Source organism: Caulobacter sp. GW821-FHT09A05 (genome assembly GCF_059418465.1).
Genome location: NZ_JBWKPX010000004.1, coordinates 253,358 through 274,137, shown reverse-complemented (window position 1 = coordinate 274,137; position 20,780 = coordinate 253,358). Strand labels below are relative to the sequence as shown.

At 68.3% G+C, this 20,780-nt stretch carries 16 protein-coding genes; 9 read left to right on the top strand and 7 right to left on the bottom strand.

What is annotated here, in order from left to right; all coding sequences use genetic code 11:
- Nucleotide 1 precedes the first annotated feature (1 nt).
- The 7 genes from iolD (at nucleotide 2) to AC07NX_RS05870 (ending at nucleotide 11,760) form a co-directional block, all read left to right on the top strand.
- The gene (gene iolD, locus AC07NX_RS05900) at nucleotides 2–1,846 is read left to right on the top strand and encodes a 3D-(3,5/4)-trihydroxycyclohexane-1,2-dione acylhydrolase (decyclizing) (RefSeq protein WP_494639964.1); all 1,845 of its coding nucleotides are present in this window, start codon (nucleotides 2–4) and stop codon (nucleotides 1,844–1,846) included.
- A 6-nt stretch (nucleotides 1,847–1,852) separates the two neighbouring features.
- On the top strand, nucleotides 1,853–2,752 hold the full coding sequence (iolE, locus tag AC07NX_RS05895) for a myo-inosose-2 dehydratase (RefSeq protein WP_494639963.1): 900 nt from the start codon (nucleotides 1,853–1,855) through the stop codon (nucleotides 2,750–2,752).
- Nucleotides 2,749–3,558, top strand: a complete 810-nt coding sequence (gene iolB, locus AC07NX_RS05890) for a 5-deoxy-glucuronate isomerase (RefSeq protein WP_494639961.1) — start codon at nucleotides 2,749–2,751, stop codon at nucleotides 3,556–3,558. The genes iolE and iolB overlap by 4 nt, the downstream gene beginning before the upstream one ends.
- Nucleotides 3,559–3,587: 29 nt before the next feature.
- The gene (locus AC07NX_RS05885) at nucleotides 3,588–5,087 is read left to right on the top strand and encodes a CoA-acylating methylmalonate-semialdehyde dehydrogenase (protein WP_494639959.1); all 1,500 of its coding nucleotides are present in this window, start codon (nucleotides 3,588–3,590) and stop codon (nucleotides 5,085–5,087) included.
- A gap of 429 nt (nucleotides 5,088–5,516) precedes the next feature.
- The gene (locus AC07NX_RS05880; RefSeq protein WP_494639958.1) at nucleotides 5,517–8,201 is read left to right on the top strand and encodes a TonB-dependent receptor; all 2,685 of its coding nucleotides are present in this window, start codon (nucleotides 5,517–5,519) and stop codon (nucleotides 8,199–8,201) included.
- Between the two features lie 113 nt (nucleotides 8,202–8,314).
- Nucleotides 8,315–10,645, top strand: a complete 2,331-nt coding sequence (locus AC07NX_RS05875) for an alpha-N-acetylglucosaminidase (RefSeq protein WP_494639956.1) — start codon at nucleotides 8,315–8,317, stop codon at nucleotides 10,643–10,645.
- Nucleotides 10,642–11,760 (top strand): acyltransferase family protein, encoded by a 1,119-nt coding sequence (locus tag AC07NX_RS05870; protein ID WP_494639954.1) that lies wholly within the window; start codon nucleotides 10,642–10,644, stop codon nucleotides 11,758–11,760. The genes AC07NX_RS05875 and AC07NX_RS05870 overlap by 4 nt, the downstream gene beginning before the upstream one ends.
- On the opposite strand, the gene AC07NX_RS05865 is transcribed toward AC07NX_RS05870, so the two are convergent.
- The 3 genes from AC07NX_RS05865 to AC07NX_RS05855 all read right to left on the bottom strand — a co-directional run bounded on the left by AC07NX_RS05865 (nucleotide 11,757) and on the right by AC07NX_RS05855 (nucleotide 14,209).
- Nucleotides 11,757–12,941 (bottom strand): PLP-dependent aminotransferase family protein, encoded by a 1,185-nt coding sequence (locus tag AC07NX_RS05865; protein WP_494639953.1) that lies wholly within the window; start codon nucleotides 12,939–12,941, stop codon nucleotides 11,757–11,759. The genes AC07NX_RS05870 and AC07NX_RS05865 overlap by 4 nt on opposite strands.
- Nucleotides 12,917–13,708, bottom strand: coding sequence for a tryptophan 2,3-dioxygenase (locus AC07NX_RS05860; RefSeq protein WP_494639951.1), 792 nt, complete (start codon nucleotides 13,706–13,708; stop codon nucleotides 12,917–12,919). The genes AC07NX_RS05865 and AC07NX_RS05860 overlap by 25 nt, the downstream gene beginning before the upstream one ends.
- A gap of 147 nt (nucleotides 13,709–13,855) precedes the next feature.
- A complete protein-coding gene (locus AC07NX_RS05855) occupies nucleotides 13,856–14,209 on the bottom strand; it encodes a PilZ domain-containing protein (protein ID WP_494639949.1) in 354 nt (117 codons plus the stop codon).
- Between the two features lie 199 nt (nucleotides 14,210–14,408).
- On the opposite strand from AC07NX_RS05855, the gene AC07NX_RS05850 reads away from it, so the two are divergent.
- Nucleotides 14,409–16,148, top strand: a complete 1,740-nt coding sequence (locus AC07NX_RS05850) for a PAS domain S-box protein (RefSeq protein ID WP_494639947.1) — start codon at nucleotides 14,409–14,411, stop codon at nucleotides 16,146–16,148.
- A gap of 51 nt (nucleotides 16,149–16,199) precedes the next feature.
- Here the strand turns inward: AC07NX_RS05850 and AC07NX_RS05845 are convergent, their stop codons facing one another.
- The 3 genes from AC07NX_RS05845 to AC07NX_RS05835 all read right to left on the bottom strand — a co-directional run bounded on the left by AC07NX_RS05845 (nucleotide 16,200) and on the right by AC07NX_RS05835 (nucleotide 19,065).
- On the bottom strand, nucleotides 16,200–17,501 hold the full coding sequence (locus AC07NX_RS05845; RefSeq protein ID WP_494639945.1) for an MFS transporter: 1,302 nt from the start codon (nucleotides 17,499–17,501) through the stop codon (nucleotides 16,200–16,202).
- The gene (locus tag AC07NX_RS05840) at nucleotides 17,494–18,576 is read right to left on the bottom strand and encodes a LacI family DNA-binding transcriptional regulator (protein ID WP_494639943.1); all 1,083 of its coding nucleotides are present in this window, start codon (nucleotides 18,574–18,576) and stop codon (nucleotides 17,494–17,496) included. Before AC07NX_RS05840 ends, AC07NX_RS05845 begins: the two co-directional genes overlap by 8 nt.
- A gap of 213 nt (nucleotides 18,577–18,789) precedes the next feature.
- Nucleotides 18,790–19,065, bottom strand: a complete 276-nt coding sequence (locus AC07NX_RS05835; RefSeq protein WP_494639941.1) for a helix-turn-helix domain-containing protein — start codon at nucleotides 19,063–19,065, stop codon at nucleotides 18,790–18,792.
- Nucleotides 19,066–19,470: 405 nt separating this feature from the next.
- Between AC07NX_RS05835 and AC07NX_RS05830 the strand changes: the two genes are divergently transcribed.
- Nucleotides 19,471–20,148, top strand: coding sequence for a FadR/GntR family transcriptional regulator (locus AC07NX_RS05830; protein WP_494639940.1), 678 nt, complete (start codon nucleotides 19,471–19,473; stop codon nucleotides 20,146–20,148).
- On the opposite strand, the gene AC07NX_RS05825 is transcribed toward AC07NX_RS05830, so the two are convergent.
- Nucleotides 20,137–20,703 (bottom strand): gluconokinase, encoded by a 567-nt coding sequence (locus AC07NX_RS05825; protein WP_494639938.1) that lies wholly within the window; start codon nucleotides 20,701–20,703, stop codon nucleotides 20,137–20,139. The two genes, AC07NX_RS05830 and AC07NX_RS05825, sit on opposite strands and share 12 nt — an antisense overlap.
- Between the last annotated feature and the right edge of the window lie 77 nt (nucleotides 20,704–20,780).

Below are 20,780 nucleotides of genomic sequence, written 5' to 3'. Positions count from 1 at the left end.
CATGGCTACCGTTCGTCTCACCGCCGCCCAGGCCACCGTTCGCTGGCTCTTGGCCCAGTACGTCGAGACCGGGGAGGGCGAGGTTCCGTATTTCGCCGGGGTCTGGGCGATCTTCGGTCATGGCAATGTCGCCGGCCTCGGCGAGGCCCTCCACGGCGTCCGCGACGTCCTGCCGACCTGGCGCGCCCACAACGAGCAGGGCATGGCCCACGCCGCCGTCGCCTTCGCCAAGCAGTCGCGGCGCGAGCGGGCCATGGTCTGCACCACGTCGATCGGCCCGGGCGCGACCAACATGGTCACCGCCGCCGCCCTGGCCCATGTCAACCGCCTGCCAGTCCTGTTCCTCCCCGGCGACGTCTATGCCAGCCGCCGCCCCGATCCGGTGCTGCAGCAGGTCGAGGACTTCGCCGATGGCGCGGTCAGCGCCAATGACTGCTTCAGGCCGGTGTCGCGCTACTTTGACCGCATCACCAGGCCCGAGCAGATCCTCGACGCCTTGCCGCGCGCCCTGGCCGTCATGCTGGACCCGGCGACCTGCGGCCCCGCGACCCTGGCCTTCTGCCAGGACGTCCAGGCCGAGGCGTTCGACTATCCGGAAGCCTTCTTCGCCAGGCGGGTCTGGCGCATCCGCGCGCCGCGCCCCGATCCGCGCGAGCTGGCCGACCTGGTTTCCCTGATCAAGGCCGCCAAGCGGCCATTGGTCGTGGCCGGCGGCGGGGTGCTCTACGCCCGCGCCGAGGCGGCCCTGGCCGATCTGGTTTCCCGAACTGGACTGCCGGTCGCCGAGACCCAGGGCGGGAAGGGGAGCCTGGCCTGGGATCACCCGCTGAACCTGGGCGCCGTCGGGGTCACCGGCACCACCGCCTCGGTGGCGGCGTCGGAAGAGGCCGACCTGATCATCGGCGTCGGCACGCGCCTGCAGGACTTCACCACCGGATCGCGGGCGCTGTTCGGCGCCGAGGGGCGCAAGCTGGTCCAGGTCAATGTCGCCCCCCATGACGCCCACAAGCACGGCGCGACCGCCGTGGTCGGCGACGCCCTGGCGGTGGTCGAGGGCCTGGCCGCGGCGCTGGATGGCTGGCGCGCGCCTGAGGCCTGGACCGCCAAGGCGACCGGCGGCGTCGCGGGCTGGAACGCCGTCTTCGACGCGGCGACCAAGCCCGACGCCCGGCCGCTGCCGACCGACGCCCAGGTGCTGGGCGCGGTGTGGCGAGCCTCGTCCGACGACAGCGTGGTGGTCTGCGCCGCCGGGGGCCTGCCGGGCGAGCTGCACAAGCTTTGGCGCACGCGCCGCCCGGGCGGCTACCACGTCGAATATGGCTTCTCCTGCATGGGCTACGAGATCGCCGGCGCCGTCGGCGTCAAGATGGCCGCGCCGGCCCGCGAGGTCCACGTGATGGTCGGCGACGGCAGCTACCTGATGCTCAATTCCGAACTCGCCACCTCGGTGATGCTGGGGACCAAGCTGATCGTCACCGTCCTCGACAATCGCGGCTTCGGCTGTATCAATCGCCTGCAGGCGGCCACCGGCGGCGCGGCGTTCAACAACCTGCTGGCCGACACGGTCCACGAGACCCTGCCGGACATCGACTTCGCCGCCCATGCCGCCAGCCTGGGCGCGCGGTCGGAGAAGGTGGGCAGCCTGGCCGAACTCGAGGCCGCCCTGCAAAGGGCCAAGGCCAGCGACCGGACCTATGTCGTGGTCATCGACACCGATCCGACGCCGACCACCGAGGGGGGCGCCTGGTGGGACGTGGCGGTGCCGGAAGTCTCGGTGCGTCCGGCGGTCAACGCCGCCCGCGCCGACTACGAAGACAAGATCAAGCAGCAGCGTACGGGAGACTAGACGCCCATGACCATCCGTTTCGGCGTGAGCCCCATCGCCTGGATCAACGACGACATGCCCGAGCTGGGCGGCGACACGCCGCTGGAGAGCGTTCTGGCCGACTGCCAGGCGATCGGCTTCGAAGGCGTCGAGCTGGGTGGCGTCTTCCCGCGCGACCCGGCGGTGCTGAAGCCGCTCCTGGCCCGCTACGGCCTCGATCTGGTCGGCGGCTGGTACAGCGGCAGCCTGCTCGTTCAGTCGGCGCAGGACGAGATCGCGGCGCTGCAGCCGCATCTCGACCTGCTCAAGGCCATGGGCTGCACGGTCTTCGTTCACGCCGAGACCAGCAACGCCATCCACGGCGACAAGAGCAAGGCGCTGTCGGCGACGCCGCGCCTCGACGCCGAGGGATGGAAGGAGTTCGGCGCGCGGCTGACCCAGGTGGCCGACTACATCCAGGGGCAGGGCCTGAAGTTCGCCTACCACCACCACCTGGGCACCGTGGTCGAGCGGCCCGAGGACCTGGAGGCCTTCCTGGCCCATACCGGCCCGTCGGTGGGCCTGACCGTCGACACCGGCCACGCGGCGCTCGGCGGCCTGGACCCGGTTTCGGTGATCCGCGCCCATCCGGAGCGCGTCGCCCACGTGCACTGCAAGGACATCCGTCGCGAGGTCTTCCAGCAGGTGATCTCGCGGGACGGCGGCAGCTTCCTGGACGGCGTTCTGGCCGGCATGTTCACCGTGCCTGGCGACGGCTATCTGGACTATGCGGCCGTCATGCGGGCCCTGGCCGAGATCAACTATTCCGGCTGGATCATCGTCGAGGCCGAGCAGGATCCGGCGATCGCCAATCCTCGCGAATATGGCGAGGTCGGTCTGGCGACGCTGAAGAGGGAAGCCGCGGCGGCGGGCCTGAGGGCGGCGTGATGAGCAAGCTACTCGTCCGCCCCCACGCGCCCGACGCCGACGGCTCCGTCCTGGAAGTCACCCCCCAGTCGGCCGGCTGGACCCATGTCGGCTTCCAGGTCGTCAAGCTGGCGGCCGGCGAGACCTTCGATGGGGGCGACCCGGTCCGCGAGACCTGCGTCGTGATCATGAGCGGCGCCGCCGAGGTCACCGCCGACGGGGTCTCGTTCGGCAGGATCGGCGGACGGTCCAGCGTCTTCGAGGACAAGGCCCCGGGCGCCGTCTACGTGCCCGCCGCCACCGCCTATGCCGTGACCGCCGTCAATGATGTCGAACTGGCCCTCTGCACGGCCCCCGGCAAGCCCGGCGGCCAGGCCCGACGGATCGCCGAAGGCGACATGCCGCGCGAGGTTCGCGGCAAGGGGACCAACGTCCGCCATGTTCGCAACATCCTGCCCGAGACGGCGCCGGCCGACGGCCTGCTGGTGGTCGAGGTGGTCACCCCGGGGGGGCACTGGTCCAGCTATCCGCCGCACAAGCACGACACCGCCGCCGAGGGCGAGGAGACGGCGCTGGAGGAGACCTACTATCACCGCCTGAACCCGCCGCAGGGCTTCGCCTTCCAGCGCGTCTACACCGACGACCGCAGCCTGGACGAGACGGTCTGCGTGCAGGACGGCGACGTGGTGATGGTGCCGCGCGGCTATCATCCGGTCGGAGCGCCGCACGGCTACGATCTCTATTACCTTAACGTCATGGCCGGACCGCATCGGAAGTGGATCTTCCGCAACGATCCGGCCCACGACTGGATCATGCGGCAAGCGTGATCCCCGACCCATTCGAGAAGGAGCGCGCCATGCGCAGCATTTCCCATTTCGTCGGCGGCCGCGCCGTCGAAGGCGCGTCCGGCCGCTTCGGCGAGGTCTTCGATCCCAACACCGGCAAGGTGCAGGCGCGGGTGGCCCTGGCCTCGGCCTCGGAATTGGACGCCGCCATCGCCAACGCCAGGGCGGCCCAGCCGGCCTGGGCCGCGACCAATCCCCAGCGCCGGGCGCGGGTGATGTTCGAGTTCAAGCGCCTGCTGGACGTCCACATGGACGAACTGGCCGAGCTGTTGTCGTCCGAGCATGGCAAGGTCATCGCCGACTCCAAGGGCGACATCATGCGCGGCCTGGAAGTCATTGAGTTCGCGTGCGGAATTCCGCACCTGCTGAAGGGCGAGTACACCCAAGGCGCCGGCCCGGGCATCGACGTCTACTCGATGCGCCAGGCCCTCGGCGTGGTGGCGGGGATCACGCCGTTCAACTTCCCGGCCATGATCCCCATGTGGATGTTCGGCCCGGCCATCGCCTGCGGCAACGCCTTCATCCTCAAGCCGTCCGAGCGCGATCCGTCCGTGCCGGTGCGCCTGGCGGAGCTGATGATGGAGGCCGGCCTGCCGCCGGGGATCCTGAACGTCGTCCACGGCGACAAGGACTGCGTCGAGGCCATCCTCGACCACCCCGACATCAAGGCCGTCAGCTTCGTGGGCAGCTCGGACATCGCCCAGTCGGTGTTCCAGCGCGCCGGCGCGAACGGCAAGCGGGTCCAGGCCATGGGCGGGGCCAAGAACCACGGCCTGGTCCTGCCCGACGCCGACCTGGACCAGGCGACGGCCGACATCATCGGCGCGGCCTACGGCTCGGCCGGAGAGCGCTGCATGGCCCTGCCGGTGGTTGTCCCGGTCGGCGAGAAGACCGCCGTGGCCCTGCGCGAGAAACTGGTCGCCGCGATCGGCGGGCTTCGGGTCGGCGTCAGCACCGACCACGACGCCCACTACGGTCCGGTGGTCAGCGCCGCCCACAAGGCGCGGATCGAGAGCTACATCCAGATGGGCGTCGACGAAGGCGCCGAACTGGTCGTCGATGGGCGGGGCTTCAGCCTGCAAGGCCACGAGGACGGCTTCTTCGTCGGCCCGACCCTGTTCGACCACGTCAAGCCGACCAGCCGCTCGTACCAGGACGAGATCTTCGGCCCCGTGCTGCAGATGGTCCGCGCCGAGAGCCTGGCCGAGGGGATCGGTCTGGCGTCGCGCCACCAGTACGGCAACGGCGTGGCCATCTTCACGCGCAACGGCGACGCCGCCCGCGAGTTCGCCGATCAGGTCGAGGTCGGCATGGTGGGCGTCAACGTGCCGATCCCGGTTCCGGTCGCCTATCACAGCTTCGGCGGCTGGAAGCGTTCGGGCTTTGGCGACCTGAACCAGTATGGGATGGACGGCGTGCGCTTCTACACACGGACCAAGACCGTGACCCAGCGCTGGCCCAAGGGCGGGGCGGTGCTGGACCAGAGCTTCGTCATTCCCACCATGCGGTGACGGGGCGACGATCGAATATTCGTTCCATTGATCTCAAGCAGGCGTCGGTCGCCCGACCGTGGCGGCGGCGCACGCCTGTTTGTTGGGGCGCTCGGTGCGGCGTGGATTGGCTGGAAAGAAGGCATTAAATTGGTATTATCTGCTCTTGGAGGCGAGATTTACTTATGCATTGGAATTACTTGGGAAATTTTCCAGAATGCGTCTTTCTGGCGAACATATGACCAGTAGAGCCGGCGCCCATGTTTCCATCACCGCAAAATTCCAAGCAAAATAAGGGGTTGTGCGCTTTGACCCTCCTCGGACCCGGCCCTACGGTGCCTTGAGGGCGGCCCAGATAGGTCTCTAAATGGTCTGCTCGAAATGGCCGCGGAGTGCGGCGTCGGAACGGCGCGATCCGTCGCGCTGTCGACTTGAGGGGGATAATTGATGATGCGTACCAAGTTTGCGTCTTTCGCACCGGCCAACAGGCGCAAGACGTTTGTGCTCACCTTGCTGGCCGGTGCCTGCCTGGCCGGCGTCGCTTCAGCTCAGACATCGCCCGCGGCGCCAGCCGCCGCCGACGCAATTGACGAGGTGGTGGTCACCGCCTTCCGCAAGAGCCTGGCGACCGCTTTGGACACCAAGCGCAAGGACATCCGTGTCTCGGACGGCATCTCGTCCGAGGACATCGGCAAGTTTCCGTCGGAAAACATCGCCGAGGCGATCCAGCGCATTCCGGGCGTACAGATCTCCAACATCAACGGCCGCGGCTCGACGATCAGCATTCGCGGACTGGGCCCGCAATATGCGATGACCACGATCAACGGTCAGTCGTTCAAGAGCGCCAACTTCACCGACGGCTTTCGCTATGACGTGATCCAGACCGAACTGGCCTCGGCGATCCAGGTGATCAAGTCGCCGACCGCCGACATGGACGCCGGCGGTCTAGCCGGCACGGTCAATATCGACACCGTGCACCCGTTCGACGTGAAGGGCCGGCAACTGATCCTGGCCGGCAAGCTGCAAAAGCAGAATCTGGCCGATGGCGACCCGACCGCCAAGGCCGGCGCGACCTATGTCGACCACTTCTTCGACGACAAGCTGGGCGTCTTCCTCGGCGCGGGCTACCAGGCGCTGAAGGACCGCGGCGACTACATGTGGATGGACCGCTGGATCGTCAACAGCGGCGTCTATACGCCCGGTCGCCTGCGTTTTCGTCGCATCGATCGCGACACCAAGCGCAGCATGGTCAACGGCGCTATCCAGTTCAAGCCGATCGACACCCTGCAGATCGACATGATCGCGACCTACGCCAAGGACAAGACCACCCAGGACCTGCATCAGCAGGTGTTCCTGTTCACCAGCCCTTCGGCGTCGAACGTGGTCACGCTGGCGTCGGCGAACAACACCGCCACGAAGGTGCAGATCAACAACTTCCGCCTGGAGAACAACCACCAGTTCGAGACCCGGCCGCAATCGACCGGCGCCTTCACCACCAACTTTCATTGGACGGGTTTGGAGAACTGGGATTTCAAGGGCGTCGCGCACTATTCGCGCGGCCACGCGATCTTCAACGAGGAAGCCGCGATCCTCGGCGTTGTTGTTCCGTCGGCGACGCTGGACATCGGCAATCCCAAGAATATCGCCTTTGCGACGTCGAACTCTCTAACCGACGCGTCGCAGTACGCGCCGGCCAACCTGTTCCGGAACAACTATCCGACCGGCGCCTATCGCACGATCGACTCTTATGAAGACGCCGCTCAGCTGGATGTGAAGCGCTACGTCGACTATGGCTTCCTGGAATCGATCGCTTTCGGCGGCAAGTACCGCAAGGAAGTGCTCAAGCGACACGTCAATCGCTTCGACCGTCAGGACACCAACGTGCCGACGGCCTTCGCGCCAAGCCTGACGACCACCGGCATCGCGGTGTCGAACTTCCTGGATGGCGACATGACCATTCCAGGCGCTTGGATCTCGCCGAACATCCAGGCCTATCGCGACGCCCTGGCCAAGGAAGGCTACACGGTCTACGAGGCCTTCGATCCGCAGGGCAGCTACCACGTCAATCGCGACCTGACCTCGGTCTACGCGATGGCCAACCTGAAGGGGGAGATCTTCTCGCTGCCGTTCCGCGGCAATGTCGGCGTTCGCCGGGAAAGCACAGACCAGACGGTCCATGGCTACGTCGCCGGCGCCGCCAACCCGCAGAACACCGAGGTCAAGCTGGTCGCCGGGACCTATTCGACGCCCAAGTCCTACGACAACGTCCTGCCTTCGGCCAATTTCAGCGTCGACCTGACCAACAACCTGCTGCTGCGCTTCGCCGCCGCCAAGGTGCTGGTCCGTCCGATCATCGACTCCAGCAACCAACTGGCCACCACGGTCAGCACCACGACCGACAGCACCGGCCACAAGGTCACCACCGTGGCCCTGGGCCAGGGCTCGCTCAACCCGCTGACCGCCAACCAGATCGATGTCGGGCTGGAGTGGTACTACGGCGACGGCGACGGCCTGAGCGCGGGCTTCTTCAGCAAGAAGGTCAAGAACGGCACCTACACCTCGGTGGTCTGCCCGGCCTCCTACGAAGGCGTCAGCCTGTCGAAGGACGCCAGCGGCGTCTGCGTCTCCGGCGCCGGCGACACCTACTCGATCACCCAGCCCCTGAACGACGCCCGCGAGGTGACGATCAAGGGCTACGAGGTGAACTGGCAGCAGTCGCTGGACGCCTGGCTGCCGATCGAGGGCTTCGGCTTCATCGCCAACTACACCCACGTCAGCCCGGCGACCTCGACCACCGGCTTCAAGCTGGCCAACCTGTCGGAGCACACGGCCAATGGAACGGTCTACTGGGAGAACAAGACCTTCAGCGCTCGCCTGTCGGCCAACTATCGCAGCGCCTACGACCAGACCTCGGTGGAGAGCTTCTTCGCCGGCCCGCTGGGGCACACGGTCGCTTCGCGCACCCAGTTCGACCTGAATCTCGGCTATAACCTCAACGATCATCTGAGCTTCTCGTTCGCGGCGATGAACCTCAACAACGCCGAGGAGAAGGCCTATCTGATCGACAAGAGCCGCTGGCAGATGAGCTCGTCCACCGGACCCAGCTACTACCTGTCTTTCCAGTACAAGATGTAACGTTCAAAGCTTCCCCAAGGCGCCGAACATTCGGCGGAACTGCTGGTCGCCGCCGGACTCCTGGGCGGCGACCAAATTTTTCGGTGGTCCAGATGTCCCGAGACCTGATTTCCATGTGGCCTAGCCCCTCTCGTCGCCAGGCGCTTCAGCAAGCCCTGGCCGCCGTCGCCGCGATGTCGACGCCGTCCCTCGCCGCGGCGGCCGGCGACGACGCGAGCGCGGTCAAGGCGGCTCGGGCGGTGCTCGTTCGCCGTTTCGGTCCGCGCGCCGGCCAGATCGACTTGGCGCTCGCGCCGCGCGCGACGGCGACCGCGCCGCCCTGGTACACGGCAAGGTGCAGGGAGGGGCGGGTTCGCATCAGCGGCGACACGCCGATCGCCTTGACGCGCGGCGCCTACAGCTACCTGAAGTCCATCGGCGCGGCGTCGGTTAGCTGGGAGGGCGATCGGGTGGCGCTGCCGGACCATTTTCCCGACGCCGACATGGGAAGGGTCGCTACCCCCTTCGCCCACCGCGCCTACCTCAACACCTGCACCTACGGCTACACCACGCCCTGGTGGAGCTGGGAACGCTGGACGCGCGAGATCGACTGGATGGCGGTCCACGGGGTCGACATGCCGCTGGCCATGGAGGGCCAGGAGCATGTCTGGCGGGCGCTATGGCGTGAGTTCGGCCTGACCGAGGCGGAACTCGCCGACTACTTCTCCGGACCCGCCTTCACGCCCTGGCAACGCATGGGCAACATCGAGGGCTATCGCGCGCCATTGCCGGGCAACTGGATCGACAAGAAGAAGGATCTGCAGGTCCGGATTCTCGGGCGGATGCGGTCGCTGGGCATGACGCCGATCCTGCCGGCCTTCGGCGGCTACGTGCCCAAGGCCTTCGCCCAAAAGAATCCCAAGGCTCGCATCTATCGGATGCGGCCGTGGGAGGGGTTCCACGAGACCTACTGGCTGGACCCGGCCGACCCGCTGTTCGCCCAGATCGCGGGCCGCTTCCTGGCCCTGTACACCCAGACCTACGGCGCCGGGGCCTACTACCTGGCCGACTCGTTCAACGAGATGCTTCCGCCGATCAGCGCCGACGGCGCGGACGCGCGAGACGCGGCCTATGGCGACGGTATCGCCAACGCCGCCGCGACCAAGACCAAGGTCGAAATCGACCCCGCCGTGAAAGCCAAGCGCCTGGCCGCCTACGGCAAGGCGATCTACGACTCGATCCGCCAGGCCCGCCCCGACGCGGTGTGGGTGATGCAGGGCTGGCTGTTCGGCGCCGACAGCCACTTCTGGGACCCGCCGGCGATCTCGGCCTATCTGAGCCTCGTGCCCGACGACAAGCTGATGGTCCTGGACATCGGCAACGATCGCTATCCGGATGTCTGGAAGAACGCCAAGGCCTTCGGCGGCAAGCCCTGGATCTACGGCTACGTGCATAACTACGGGGGCAGCAACCCGGTCTATGGTGACCTTGGCTACTATCGTCGCGACATGACGGCGATCGCCGGCAATCTCGACACGGGCAAGCTGGCCGGCTTTGGGATGTTCCCCGAGGGGCTGCATAACAATTCGATCGTCTATGAGGCCGTCTACGACCTGGCCTGGGGGGCGGGCCAGGAGTCGCAGTCGGCCTGGCTGTCGACCTACGCCCGGTCGCGCTACGGCCGCACCACGCCAGCGCTGGACGCGGCCATGGACCAGCTGGTGCAGGCCGCCTACGCGACCCGCTACTGGTCGCCGCGCTGGTGGAAGAGCAAGGCCGGCGCCTATCTGTTCTTCAAGCGGCCGACGGCGACGATCGGCGAGTTCCCGGGCCATCCGGGCGACCGCGCCCAGCTGGACGCGGCCGTCCGCGGCCTGGCCGTCCAGGCCGGCGCCTTCGCCGACCAGCCGCTGTTCGTGCTGGACCTGGTCGATGCGGCCCGGCACCTGGCCAGCCTCGAGATCGACGACCAGCTGCAGGTCGCCGTGGCCGCCTATCGCAAGGGCGACGCCGTCGGCGGCGACCGGGCGCGCGGCGCGGTCGCGACCCTGGCGCTGTCGATCGACGCCCTGCTGGGGATCCAGCCCGAGACCTTGGCCACCTGGATCGACGACGCCCGCGCCTATGGCGACACCCCGGCCGACGCCGCGGCCTATGTCGCCAACGCCAAGGCCCAGGTGACGGTCTGGGGCGGGGAGGGCAACCTCAACGACTACGCCTCCAAGGCCTGGCAGGGACTTTATCGCGACTTCTACCTGCCGCGCTGGTCGCGGTTCCTCGACGCCCTGAAGGCGGCGGGGACCGGGCCCTTCGACGAGGTCGCCGTCACCCGCGACGGCGTCGCCTGGGAACGCGCCTGGGTCGCCGCCGACGTCGCCTACCGCCGCCAGCGCCCGGCCGACCCGGTCGGCGGGGTCAAGGCCCTGATCTCCCATCTCGACCAAGCCCGGAACAAGAACGGATGACCAAGCCCGCCGCGCGTTTCCTGTCCCTCGACGTTTTCCGGGGGCTGACGGTCTGCCTGATGATCGTGGTCAACACCGCCGGTCCCGGCGCCAGCGCCTACACCCAGCTGGTCCATGCGCCCTGGTTCGGGTTCACGGCGGCGGACGCGGTGTTTCCCTCCTTCCTGTTCGCGGTCGGCTGCTCGATGGCCTTCGCCTTCTCGCGACCGGCCCCCACCGCCGAGTTCATGGCCAAGGTCCTGCGGCGCGGCGCCCTGATCTTCCTGCTGGGCTTCCTGATGTACTGGTTCCCGTTCGTTCGGAACGTGGACGGTCATTGGACGCTGATCCCGTTTTCGGAAACGCGGGTGATGGGCGTCCTGCAGCGGATCGCGCTCTGCTACGTGCTGGCCGCGTTCGCCGTGCGCTGGCTGTCGCCGCGCCTGATCGTGGTGCTGTCGGTCGTGCTGCTGCTGGGCTACTGGGCGATCCTGCTGACCCTTGGCGACCCGGCCGATCCGCTGTCGAAACTGGGCAACGCCGGCACGCACCTGGACCTTTGGCTCATCGGCCAGAACCACCTCTATCGCAAGGATGGCGGCTTCGATCCCGAAGGCCTGCTGGGAACCCTGCCATCGACGGTCAACGTACTGGCCGGCTATCTGGCGGCGCGGTTCCTGAAGGACACGCCCGCCGCCCGCCGCGCCACGATCCGCATGGCCCTGGCCGGCGCGGTCCTGATCGCCGCAGGCCTCGCCTGGGGGCTGGCCTTCCCGATCGCCAAGAAACTGTGGACCAGCAGCTTTGTCCTGCTGACCGTCGGCATCGACCTTGTGCTGCTGGCGGCCTTGACCGCCGTGCTCGAGGGGCGCAAGCCGAACGTGGCGACGCGCTTCTTCCAAGTCTTTGGCCTCAATCCGCTGGTGATCTACCTGTTCTCGGAACTGTTCATCGTCGCCTTGGGGATGATCGAGGTCGCGCCGGGCATGGGGCCGTACGAGTGGGTCGGGATCCATGTGTTCCAGGCCCTGACGCCGGGCGCGCTGGGCTCCTTGCTGTGCGCGATCGCCTACATGCTGGTCTGCTGGTTGCTGGGCTACGTCATGGATCGCCGCGGGATTGTCGTGAAGCTTTAGGCCAGCGTCTCGCAGGCCGCGCGGAGCAGTTCCAGATCGTCCTCGTCGTGATAGATCGAGAGGCCGATGCGCAGCACGTCGTCGCGCACGTCCACCACGACGTCCCGGGCCGCCAACGCCTGTTTCCACGCTGGCGCTTCAGGATGGCGCAGGGCCAGGAAGCGGGCGTGGGGACCCTGGCCCGGCGGGTTCAACACCACCGCATCCCGTAGCGGGCCCGCCGCGCCCGCGGCGATCCGGCCAAGCAGGTTGCGTTGCAGGTCGGCCACGTGATCGGCGATCGCCGCCGTGGTCAGGCCCTCGGCCTGCAGCATTCGTCCCGCGGCCACGAAGCGATAAAGGCCGGACGGGTCGAAGGTCGCCCCCAGGAAGCGGCCCGCGTCGCGCCCATAGCCCACCCCGCCGGGCGGGCCTTCCAGCTCGCCGAATTCGGCGTACCAGCCGGTCAGGACTGGGCGAGGTCCGAAGCCTCGCGGGGCATGCAGGAAGGCCGCGCCTTCGCCCGCCATGGCGTACTTGTAGCCGCCCGCCAGGTAGAAGACCCGGTCGGCCACCGCCGAGAGGTCGGTCGGAACGGCCCGGAAGCCATGATAGCCGTCGACCGCCACCCACGGCCCTTCCAGCCGCGCCAGGTCGGCAAGCTCCCAGACGCGGTCGAAGACGAGACCCGTCTTGAAGAACACGTGGCTGGCGAAGACCAGGTCGAAAGTCCCGAGGCGCGCGGCGGTCAGGAACCGCTCGGCGAAATCGGGCGCGTCGCTTTCGACCAGGGTCAGTTCGATCTCGCCGGCCTCGACCCAGCGCTGGGCCTGGCGGCGGAACGAATGGAACTCGCCGTCGGTCGACAGGATCCGCACGGGGCGGCGCTGGATCGCCGACAACAGCGCCGTCAACAGGGCGTGGGTGTTGGGCGCGAAGACCACGCTGTCCGACGAGGGCAGGGACAGTTCGCGGGCGACGAGGTCCTGGGCGGCCGGATAGACCCGGCCCAAGGCCTTGTCCCACTTGTGGTCGGCCAGGAGGGCGGCGTCTTCCCAGGCCTCGATCTGGGCGGCCAGGGTGACGTCGGGCCAGAGGTGGTGGCTGTGGGCCGCCATGTGCAGCCGACCCGGCGCGGCCGCCAGGGCTCGCGAGAACAGATCCTTGCGCGCGGCGTTCACAGTCTGGTCCTGAGCGACCACAGTTCGGGAAAGGCTCGCCGGCGCAAGGTGGAGGTCAGATAGGCGACTCCCTCGGTGCCGCCGGTGCCCGGACGGCCGCCGATGATCCGCTCGACGGTCAGCACGTGCTTGTGGCGCCAGGTGACCAGGGCGTCGTCCAGGTCAACCAGCTTCTCGGCCAGCTGGTACAGTTCCCAATAGCGCGAGGTGTCGCGATAGACCTCCAGCCAGGCGGCCTCCACCTCGGGCGAGGGCGCGTAGGTCTGGGCGAAGTCGCGGTTCAGCACCGCGTCCGGCACAGCCAGTCCCGCCTTGGGCAGCTGCGCGATGGCGACGTCGTAGAGGCTGGGCGCCGCAAGGGCCTCCTGCAACTGCGCCAGGGCGTCCGAGCCCTCGGCGTGGAACTTCAGGAAGCTCTGGTCCTTCAGGCCCAGCAGGTATTCCAGGGTGCGGAACTGGTGCGACTGGAAGCCCGAACTGGAGCCCAGCTCGCCCCGGAAGCTCAGATAGTCGGCCGGCGTCATCGTCGCCAGGACATCCCACGACAGGGTCATCACCGTCTGGATCCGCGACACCCGGGCCAGGGCCTTGTAGGCCGGCTCGACATCGCCCGCCGCGATCAGCCGCTTGGCCAGGAGCACCTCGTGGATGATCTCCTTGAGCCACAGCTCCTTGGTCTGGTGGATGACGATGAACAGCAGTTCGTCGTGACGGTCGCTCAACGGCTGCTGGGCCGCGAGCAGTTGATCCAGCGCGAGGTACCGCGCGTAGGTCATGTCCTGGGTCATGAGACGACCCTAGGCGGTTCGCGGCGGCACGTTTGTTCTCGTTTGCGCGGCGACCAAGTTCAGACGCGGAACGATGTTTCGCGGCATCGGCATGGAGCGGAACGAACGCCCGTCCTGGAGGGCGCCAGTCTCGCGGCGAGGCAATCTCTACGAGGCCTGGCGATACGAATCCCGGCCGGCGTTCCAACCCAGATCGCCGGTGCGGGTCATGACGCGATAGCGGACGCCTTCTTCCAGGAAACGAACCCCGGCCTCGATTTCGCTCCGCCAGACCACGGCCGCCCGATGACTGAGGCCCGTCCTGGGATCGACCAATATGACATGGGAGGCGAGGTCCGCGCCTCGGCCGAGGAAGATCCGCGCGCCGCCGCTGGACACGTCGACAAGGCGGCATCGTCGTGCAAGCGCCCCGTCACCGACATAGACCGGGCTGCGGTCGCTGTAGCGGGGATGGCTGCGACGGTCGGCCCCGTCCGAGCAGGAATCGTTGATCGATATCATGGTCCAAACGCTAGGCGCGGATGGTTAATCGGAATTAGCGTCCTGGTTGCGGCGTGTTGTCTCACTCGCCCGCTGGGGAACGCGCCGGGGCTTGACCGCGATGTCCGTGAACATCTGCTATGGTGACCGAAGCGTCGCTGGCCGGCGCACCGGGGTGCGCGTTAAGGCTTCTCATAAGGCTCATGGGGCGAGGGTGCCGTTGACCACTGACGCCAAAAAGGGCTCGCCAATCGGACTTGTGCTGGAGACCGCCCTCGACGCCACGGTCATCATGGGCGCCGACGGGCGGGTGCGAGACTGGAATCGGCAGGCGGAGATCACCTTCGGCTGGTCTCGTCACGAAGCGCTCGGACGGCCGATGGCGGAACTGATCATTCCCGAACCGGACCGGCCAGCCCATGCCGAGGGCTTGCGCAGGCATCTTGAAACGGGCGCTCGGGGCATCCTCAATCGCCGCATCGAGGTCATGGCCACGGACCGCGAGGGACGCGTCTTTCCCGTCGAGCTGTCGGTCTCCCGGATCGACGACGGCGGCGAAATCAGTTTCGTCGGCTTCATCCGCGACATCAGCGATCGCCTGACCGCGCAGCAGGCGCTGAAGATCGAGCGCGATCGCAGCCAGAGCGTGCTGGACAACATGCTCGACGCCCTGGTGCTGATGGACCGCGACCTGCGGGTTCTGCAGGTCAACGAGGCGGCGCTCCGCATGGAGGGACGATCGGCGGAGTCCATGCTGGGCAGGACCCACGAGGAGATCTGGCCTGGCCCCGAGGCCGAGAGGTTGCGGGAAAGGTACAGAGACGTCCTGGCCTCCCAGGTCGCCCTGGCTTTCGAAGAGTCCTGGAGCGATCGGCGCGGAACCATGTGGCTGGAGATCCGGGCCCAGCCCACGCCGGAAGGCGTCGCGGTGTTCTATCGCGACGTCACCAAGCGCAAGACCGCCGAGGCGGTGCTGCGGGACAGCGAGACGCGACTGCGAACCCTGGCCAACGTGGTCCCGGCCATGGTCTGGATGTCTTCGGATCGCGGCGAGGTCGAGTTTCTCAACGACCGGTGGTTCGCGTTCACCGGAACCTCGGCGGAAGCCGACGCCGATCCAGCGGCCTTGCTGCACCCCGAGGACGCCGTTCGGGCTGTCGAAATCTGGGACGCCGCCCTGAAGAAGGGCGAGGGCTTCGAGGCCGAGCTGCGCATACGCCGCGGCGACGGGCAGTTTCGCTGGTTCCTGTCGCGCTCCGAGCCCGTGCGGGATCGGGAAGGCGGCCTGGCCGGGTGGATCGGCGCCAGCATCGACATCGACGACCGGCGCAGGGCGCAGGAGCGCCTGGAGCTGATGGTCAACGAGCTGAACCATCGCGTGAAGAACAACCTCGCGGCCGTCCAGGCTCTGGCCGCCCAGACCTTCCGCGGAAGCCCGTCGTTGCCGGAGGCCCGGGAGGCGTTCACCGCCCGCCTGATGGCCTTGAGCCGGGCGCACGACATCCTGACGCGCCAGCAGTGGGAAGGCGCGCAACTGGCCAAGATCGCCACCGACGTGCTGGCGCCGAACCTGCCGAGCGTCGAGGCGGTGACCCTCGAGGGGCCGCCGGTCTCGCTGGGACCCAACGCCGCCCTGACGCTGTCCATGGCCTTTCACGAGCTTTGCACCAACGCCCTAAAGTACGGCGCCCTCTCGACGCCCGAGGGGCGCGTGACGCTGAGGTGGGCGATGACGTCCCCGGAGATGCTGCGCCTGACCTGGACCGAGCGCGGCGGGCCGAAGGTCTCGCCGCCGACGGCGACCGGGTTCGGATCGCGCCTGCTCACCCGAAGCCTCGCGGCCGAGCTGCGCGGCGTCGTGCGGCTGGACTTCGATGAGGCCGGCGTCGTCTGCACCATCGAGGCGCCGCTGGACCACGGGCGGCTGGGGCCGGCCTCGACCTTGCCGCAGATCACCTGACCTGGCGGATCAGGATCTCCTGGCGTCCGCCGCCGGCCCGACAGGCTTGTTCTAGGGGGGCGGCTCGCGCCGCGTCCGGTCCAGTCGGGCCATGGCATGGAAGATCAGGACGCTGGTCACGACCAGCACGGCGGCCAGGGCAAGCATGGGCGCCAGGTCGCTGCCCGTCGCGTCGCGCACCAGCGGCACCAGGTTCTGGGCGATGAAACCGCCCAGATTGCCGATCGCGTTGATCGCCGCGATGCCGGCCGCCGCCCGCGGTCCGCTGAGGAAACTCGGCGGCAGGCTCCAGAACACCGGCTGGGCCGAGAAGATGGCCGGCGCCGCGATGCACAGCATGGCGAACTTCAGCGCCGCCCCCGGCAGGATCACGCTCAGGGTCAGGGCGACCGCGGCGACCATTATAGGTCCGGCGATATGCCAGGCGCTGGCGCCGTGGCGCGCGGCGTGACGCGGCACGAGCCAGAGGGCGACGGCGACCAGCAGCCAGGGGAGCACATTCACCAGGCCGTTGACGGTGTTGGACACGCCGAACGATTTGACGATGGTCGGCAGCCAATAGCTGAGGCCGTAGGCCCCCAGCGGCATGCCGATATAGAGCCCCGCCAGCAGCAGGACGCGCGGGTCGAAGATCGCCTTCCAGGCGCCGCGATGGTCGTCGACGGCGCCGCCGCGCTCGTGGTCCAGCACCCGGGTCAGCCACGCCTTGCCCGCCTCGGGCAGCCATTTGGCCTGGGCCGGACCGTCCGGCAACTTCCACAGGACGTAAGGCGCCAGCAGGACGGCGGGGGCGCCGGTGGCCAGGAAGACCCATTGCCAGCCGGCCAGGCCCAGCACCTGGTCCAGGTCCAGGAGCAGTCCGCCCACGGCCGACCCCACGGCGTTGGCCACGGCGCTGGCCACCATGAACAGTCCCACCATCCGAGCACGGTGCGCCTGGGGATACCATAGGGTCAGCACGTAGAGCACCCCGGGGAAGAATCCGGCCTCGGTGACGCCGAGCAGGAAGCGCAGCCCGTAGAACATCGCCGCGTTCTGGGTGAAGCCCAGGGCCAGGGTCACCAGGCCCCAGGTGAACATGATCCGCGTGAACCAGACCCGCGCGCCCACCCGGGCCAGGATCAGGTTCGACGGCGCCTCGAACAGGAAGTAGCCGATGAAGAACAGCGACGCGCCCAGGCCGTAGGCGGCTTCGCTGAGGCCCAGGGCCTGCACCATCTCCAGCTTGGCGTAGGAGACGTTCTGGCGGTCGATGTAGGCGATCAGGTACATCAGGCAGAACAGCGGCATCAGCCGCGCGGTGATCCGTCCGACCGTCGCCTTCTCCATTCCGGCCTCGGCGAGTTCAGACATGAGGGCGTGCTCCGTTGATCCTGGCGTCCGGCCCGGTGTCGATGCGACGTGGCGGGGCTGTGGACTCCCGCCGGATCAGGGCGTGGTCCAGGACATGGTCGGCCGCCACGCCGCCGTCGGGCGCCGACGCGCGCAGGGCGCGGATCAGCCGATCCAGCGCCACCGCCGCCATCTGCCGCACCGGCTGGCGCACGGTGGTCAGCGGCGGCCAGAGCGTGGTGGCCACCGTCGCGTCGTCGAAGCCGACCACGGTCAGGTCGCGCGGCACGTCGAGGCGCCGGCGGTGGGCCACGGACACCGCCGCGGCGGCCATGTCGTCGTTACTGGCGAAGATCGCGGTGGGGAGGGGGGCTGAATCCAGCAGTTCTTCGGCGGCCCGCAGGCCTGAATCATAGGTGAACGCGCCCTGGGCCAGGACCAGTTCGGCGCCCTCGACGGCGGCGACCGCAGCGCGAGCGCCCTCCAGGCGCTCGGCGCTGGCGGTCTGGTCGGGGTTTCCGGCGATGAAGCCGATCCGTCGATGGCCCAGGCCCAACAGATGCTCGGTCATCGTCCGGCTGGCTTGGCGGTCGTCGATGCGGACATTGATCGCGTCGCTCGCCGGACGGCCGGCGGCGACCACCGCGACGGGCAGGCCGGCGGCCCGAAGGACGTCGCGAACGGCGGCGGATTCCCCCAGGGGCGGCGCCAGGACCACGCCCTGGACACCGGAGGCCAGCAGCCTCTCCAGTTCCGCCTGGGCGGGAGGATGGCCGCTCTCGCCGCGCGCCAGGATCAGGCGGGCCCCGGCGTTGGTGGCCTCTTCGAACACCCCCACCAGGAAGTCGCTCATGAAGGCGGCGCTAGGATTGGAATAGATCACCCCGATCCGCAGCTCGCCGGCCATGACCAGGTTTCGGGCCGCCAGGTTGGGCGCGTAGCTCAGCTCCCGGATCGCCGCCTGCACGGCCTTGCGCGTCGTCTCCCGGACGCTGGCTCCGTCGTTGATGACCCGCGACACCGTCATGCGCGAGACGCCCGCCCTCTGCGCGACATCGACGATGGTGGCGCCCCGGGGGCGGTCTGGTCTGTTCAAGGGGTAACCTTCCCGGCGTCCGCCGGCGACGCGGCGGCGATCTGGTCCGACCGTCGCGCTCGAGTCTTCGGTGCAAGTCCATAGGGGCGTGGCGCGCCCATTCGCGCAAGCTCCGGTCGATCCCGGGCGAAAGCCTGGCTTGGGTCGGAGGCCGAAGTCGCCATGGCCATAGCCTGGCCGCCTTCCGGCGAACGCTGACGCCGCGCCACCGGCTTACTGGGCTTCCGCCCGTGACCTGAAGCTCATCGTTCGGGCCGCGATCGCCGCCTGAGTGCGGTTGTGCACGTTGAGTTTGCGCATGACGGCCGTCATGTGCGCCTTGACCGTGGCCTCGGCGATCCCGAGGTCGAAGGCGATCTGCTTGTTGAGCCGCCCGGAATTGACCCCTTCCAGGACCTTCATCTGGGTCGGCGTGAGCTCGCAAAAACCGACGTTCAGGTCCCCGTCGGCGTCGCGTTGTTTCATCCCGGTCATGTTCACCCCTGCCATTTTCCTCTCCTGACCAGCCGTTCTGCCACGGCCGGGCTCCGCCTTGATCGGTGCGCCAGTCTTCGCCGGCGGCGGTTCGTGTTCAGCGAACTTAGTGATATTAGTTGGACAGATTCAAGTGAGCTGGTCAATGTTAGCGTGCACAAATCTGATTTTTAGGTTCTCTGGGAAAAGCTGTCATACAGGTTTGTGGTCGCGTCTCTGCGGACGCAGAGGTGAGCCGGGAGGGGCAATGCGGAATTTGCGGGTCTCGGCGCGGTCGATCGGCTGTCGCGGGCTCGCCGCTGGCGGCGACGGAAGCGGTCGTCCCCGTCGCCGGCGCGCCGGCTGTGCTGGCCGGCAGCCGTTTTTTATGAAACTTCAAAGCGTGACCGCGCCACGACGGTCGCGTGGGAGATCCATGGGATGAGCCAGGGCCGCCTAGCCGACCGGGCCTATACCGCCATCGTCGAGATGATCAACACCGACGGCCTGGCGATCGGCGATCGCTTGCCCTCCGAGGCGCGCCTCGCGGAGACGTTCGGCATGTCGCGCACGATCGTGCGCGAGGCCCTGGTGCGGCTGGCCGCCGACAGCATTACCGAGGCCCGCCGCGGGGCAGGGTCCTTCGTCAAGAACCGCCCCTCCGACAAGCTGGGCGCCTACATGCCGCTCTCCGAACTGCCTTCGACCCTGGGCAGCTACGAGGTGCGCTTCGTGCTCGAGGCGGAGGCGGCGCGCCTGGCGGCGGCGCGGCGTTCGGCCGAGGAGATGGCCGGTATCGAGGAGGCGCTGTCGAAGCTGCGCGAGGCGCTGCTGTCGAACGCCCCCGCCCATGCCGAGGACATGGAGCTGCACCGCCGCATCGTGCAGGCCACCGCCAATCCGGCCTTCCTGGTCACGTTCGAGGCGTTGCAGCCTGATGTCGACCGGATCATGCGGGCAGGGGTCGACATCTCGCGCTCGCGGCCGCCGGAAGCGATCGCCGAGATGATGCGCGAGCACGAGATGATCGTCGAAGCGATCCGCGCCCAGGATGGCGACGGCGCCGCCCTGGCCATGCGCTGGCACCTTTCGCGCGGACGGAAGCGGCTAATGCCCTGAAGCGCGCGCCGCGCCGCCGGCCTGACGCGCGTCGATTTCCAGCCAGGCCTGCGCCAGGTCGCACAGCCGCTCGGGCGGCGCGGCCGCGTCCAGCGTGAAGATCGCCTCGTCGGCGCCAGGGCGCTCGAGTGTGGCCAGCTGGCTCTCCAGCAGGCTGGCGGGCATGTAGTGGCCGGAACGGCGGGTGAGCCGCCGCAGGAGTTCGTCCTGGCCGGCGTCCAGCAGAACGAAACGGGTGGGAGCCCCGATGGCGGCGCGCAGGCGTTCGCGATAGCCGCGCTTCAGCGCCGAACAGGCCGCCACGACCCGCCCGCCCGAGGCGACGGCCTCGCCGATGGCTAGGCCCAGGCGATCGAGCCAGGGCCAGCGGTCGCCATCGTCGAGGGGGTGGCCCGCGCTCATCTTGGCCACCGCTCGCGCGTCGTGAAAATCGTCGCCTTCCAGGAACGGGCAGTCCAGCCTGCGGGCCAGCAGGGCGCCGAGCGTCGATTTACCGCTGCCGCTCACGCCCATGGCGATGACGGCGAGCGGCGCTGGGCGGGGTGGCGACGGCAAGCGGCTTCCTTGAAAGCTGGCCGGCCTGTCGAAGGACCGACAGGCTGACCGCACGGTTCAGCCGGGTTCTAGCGGGC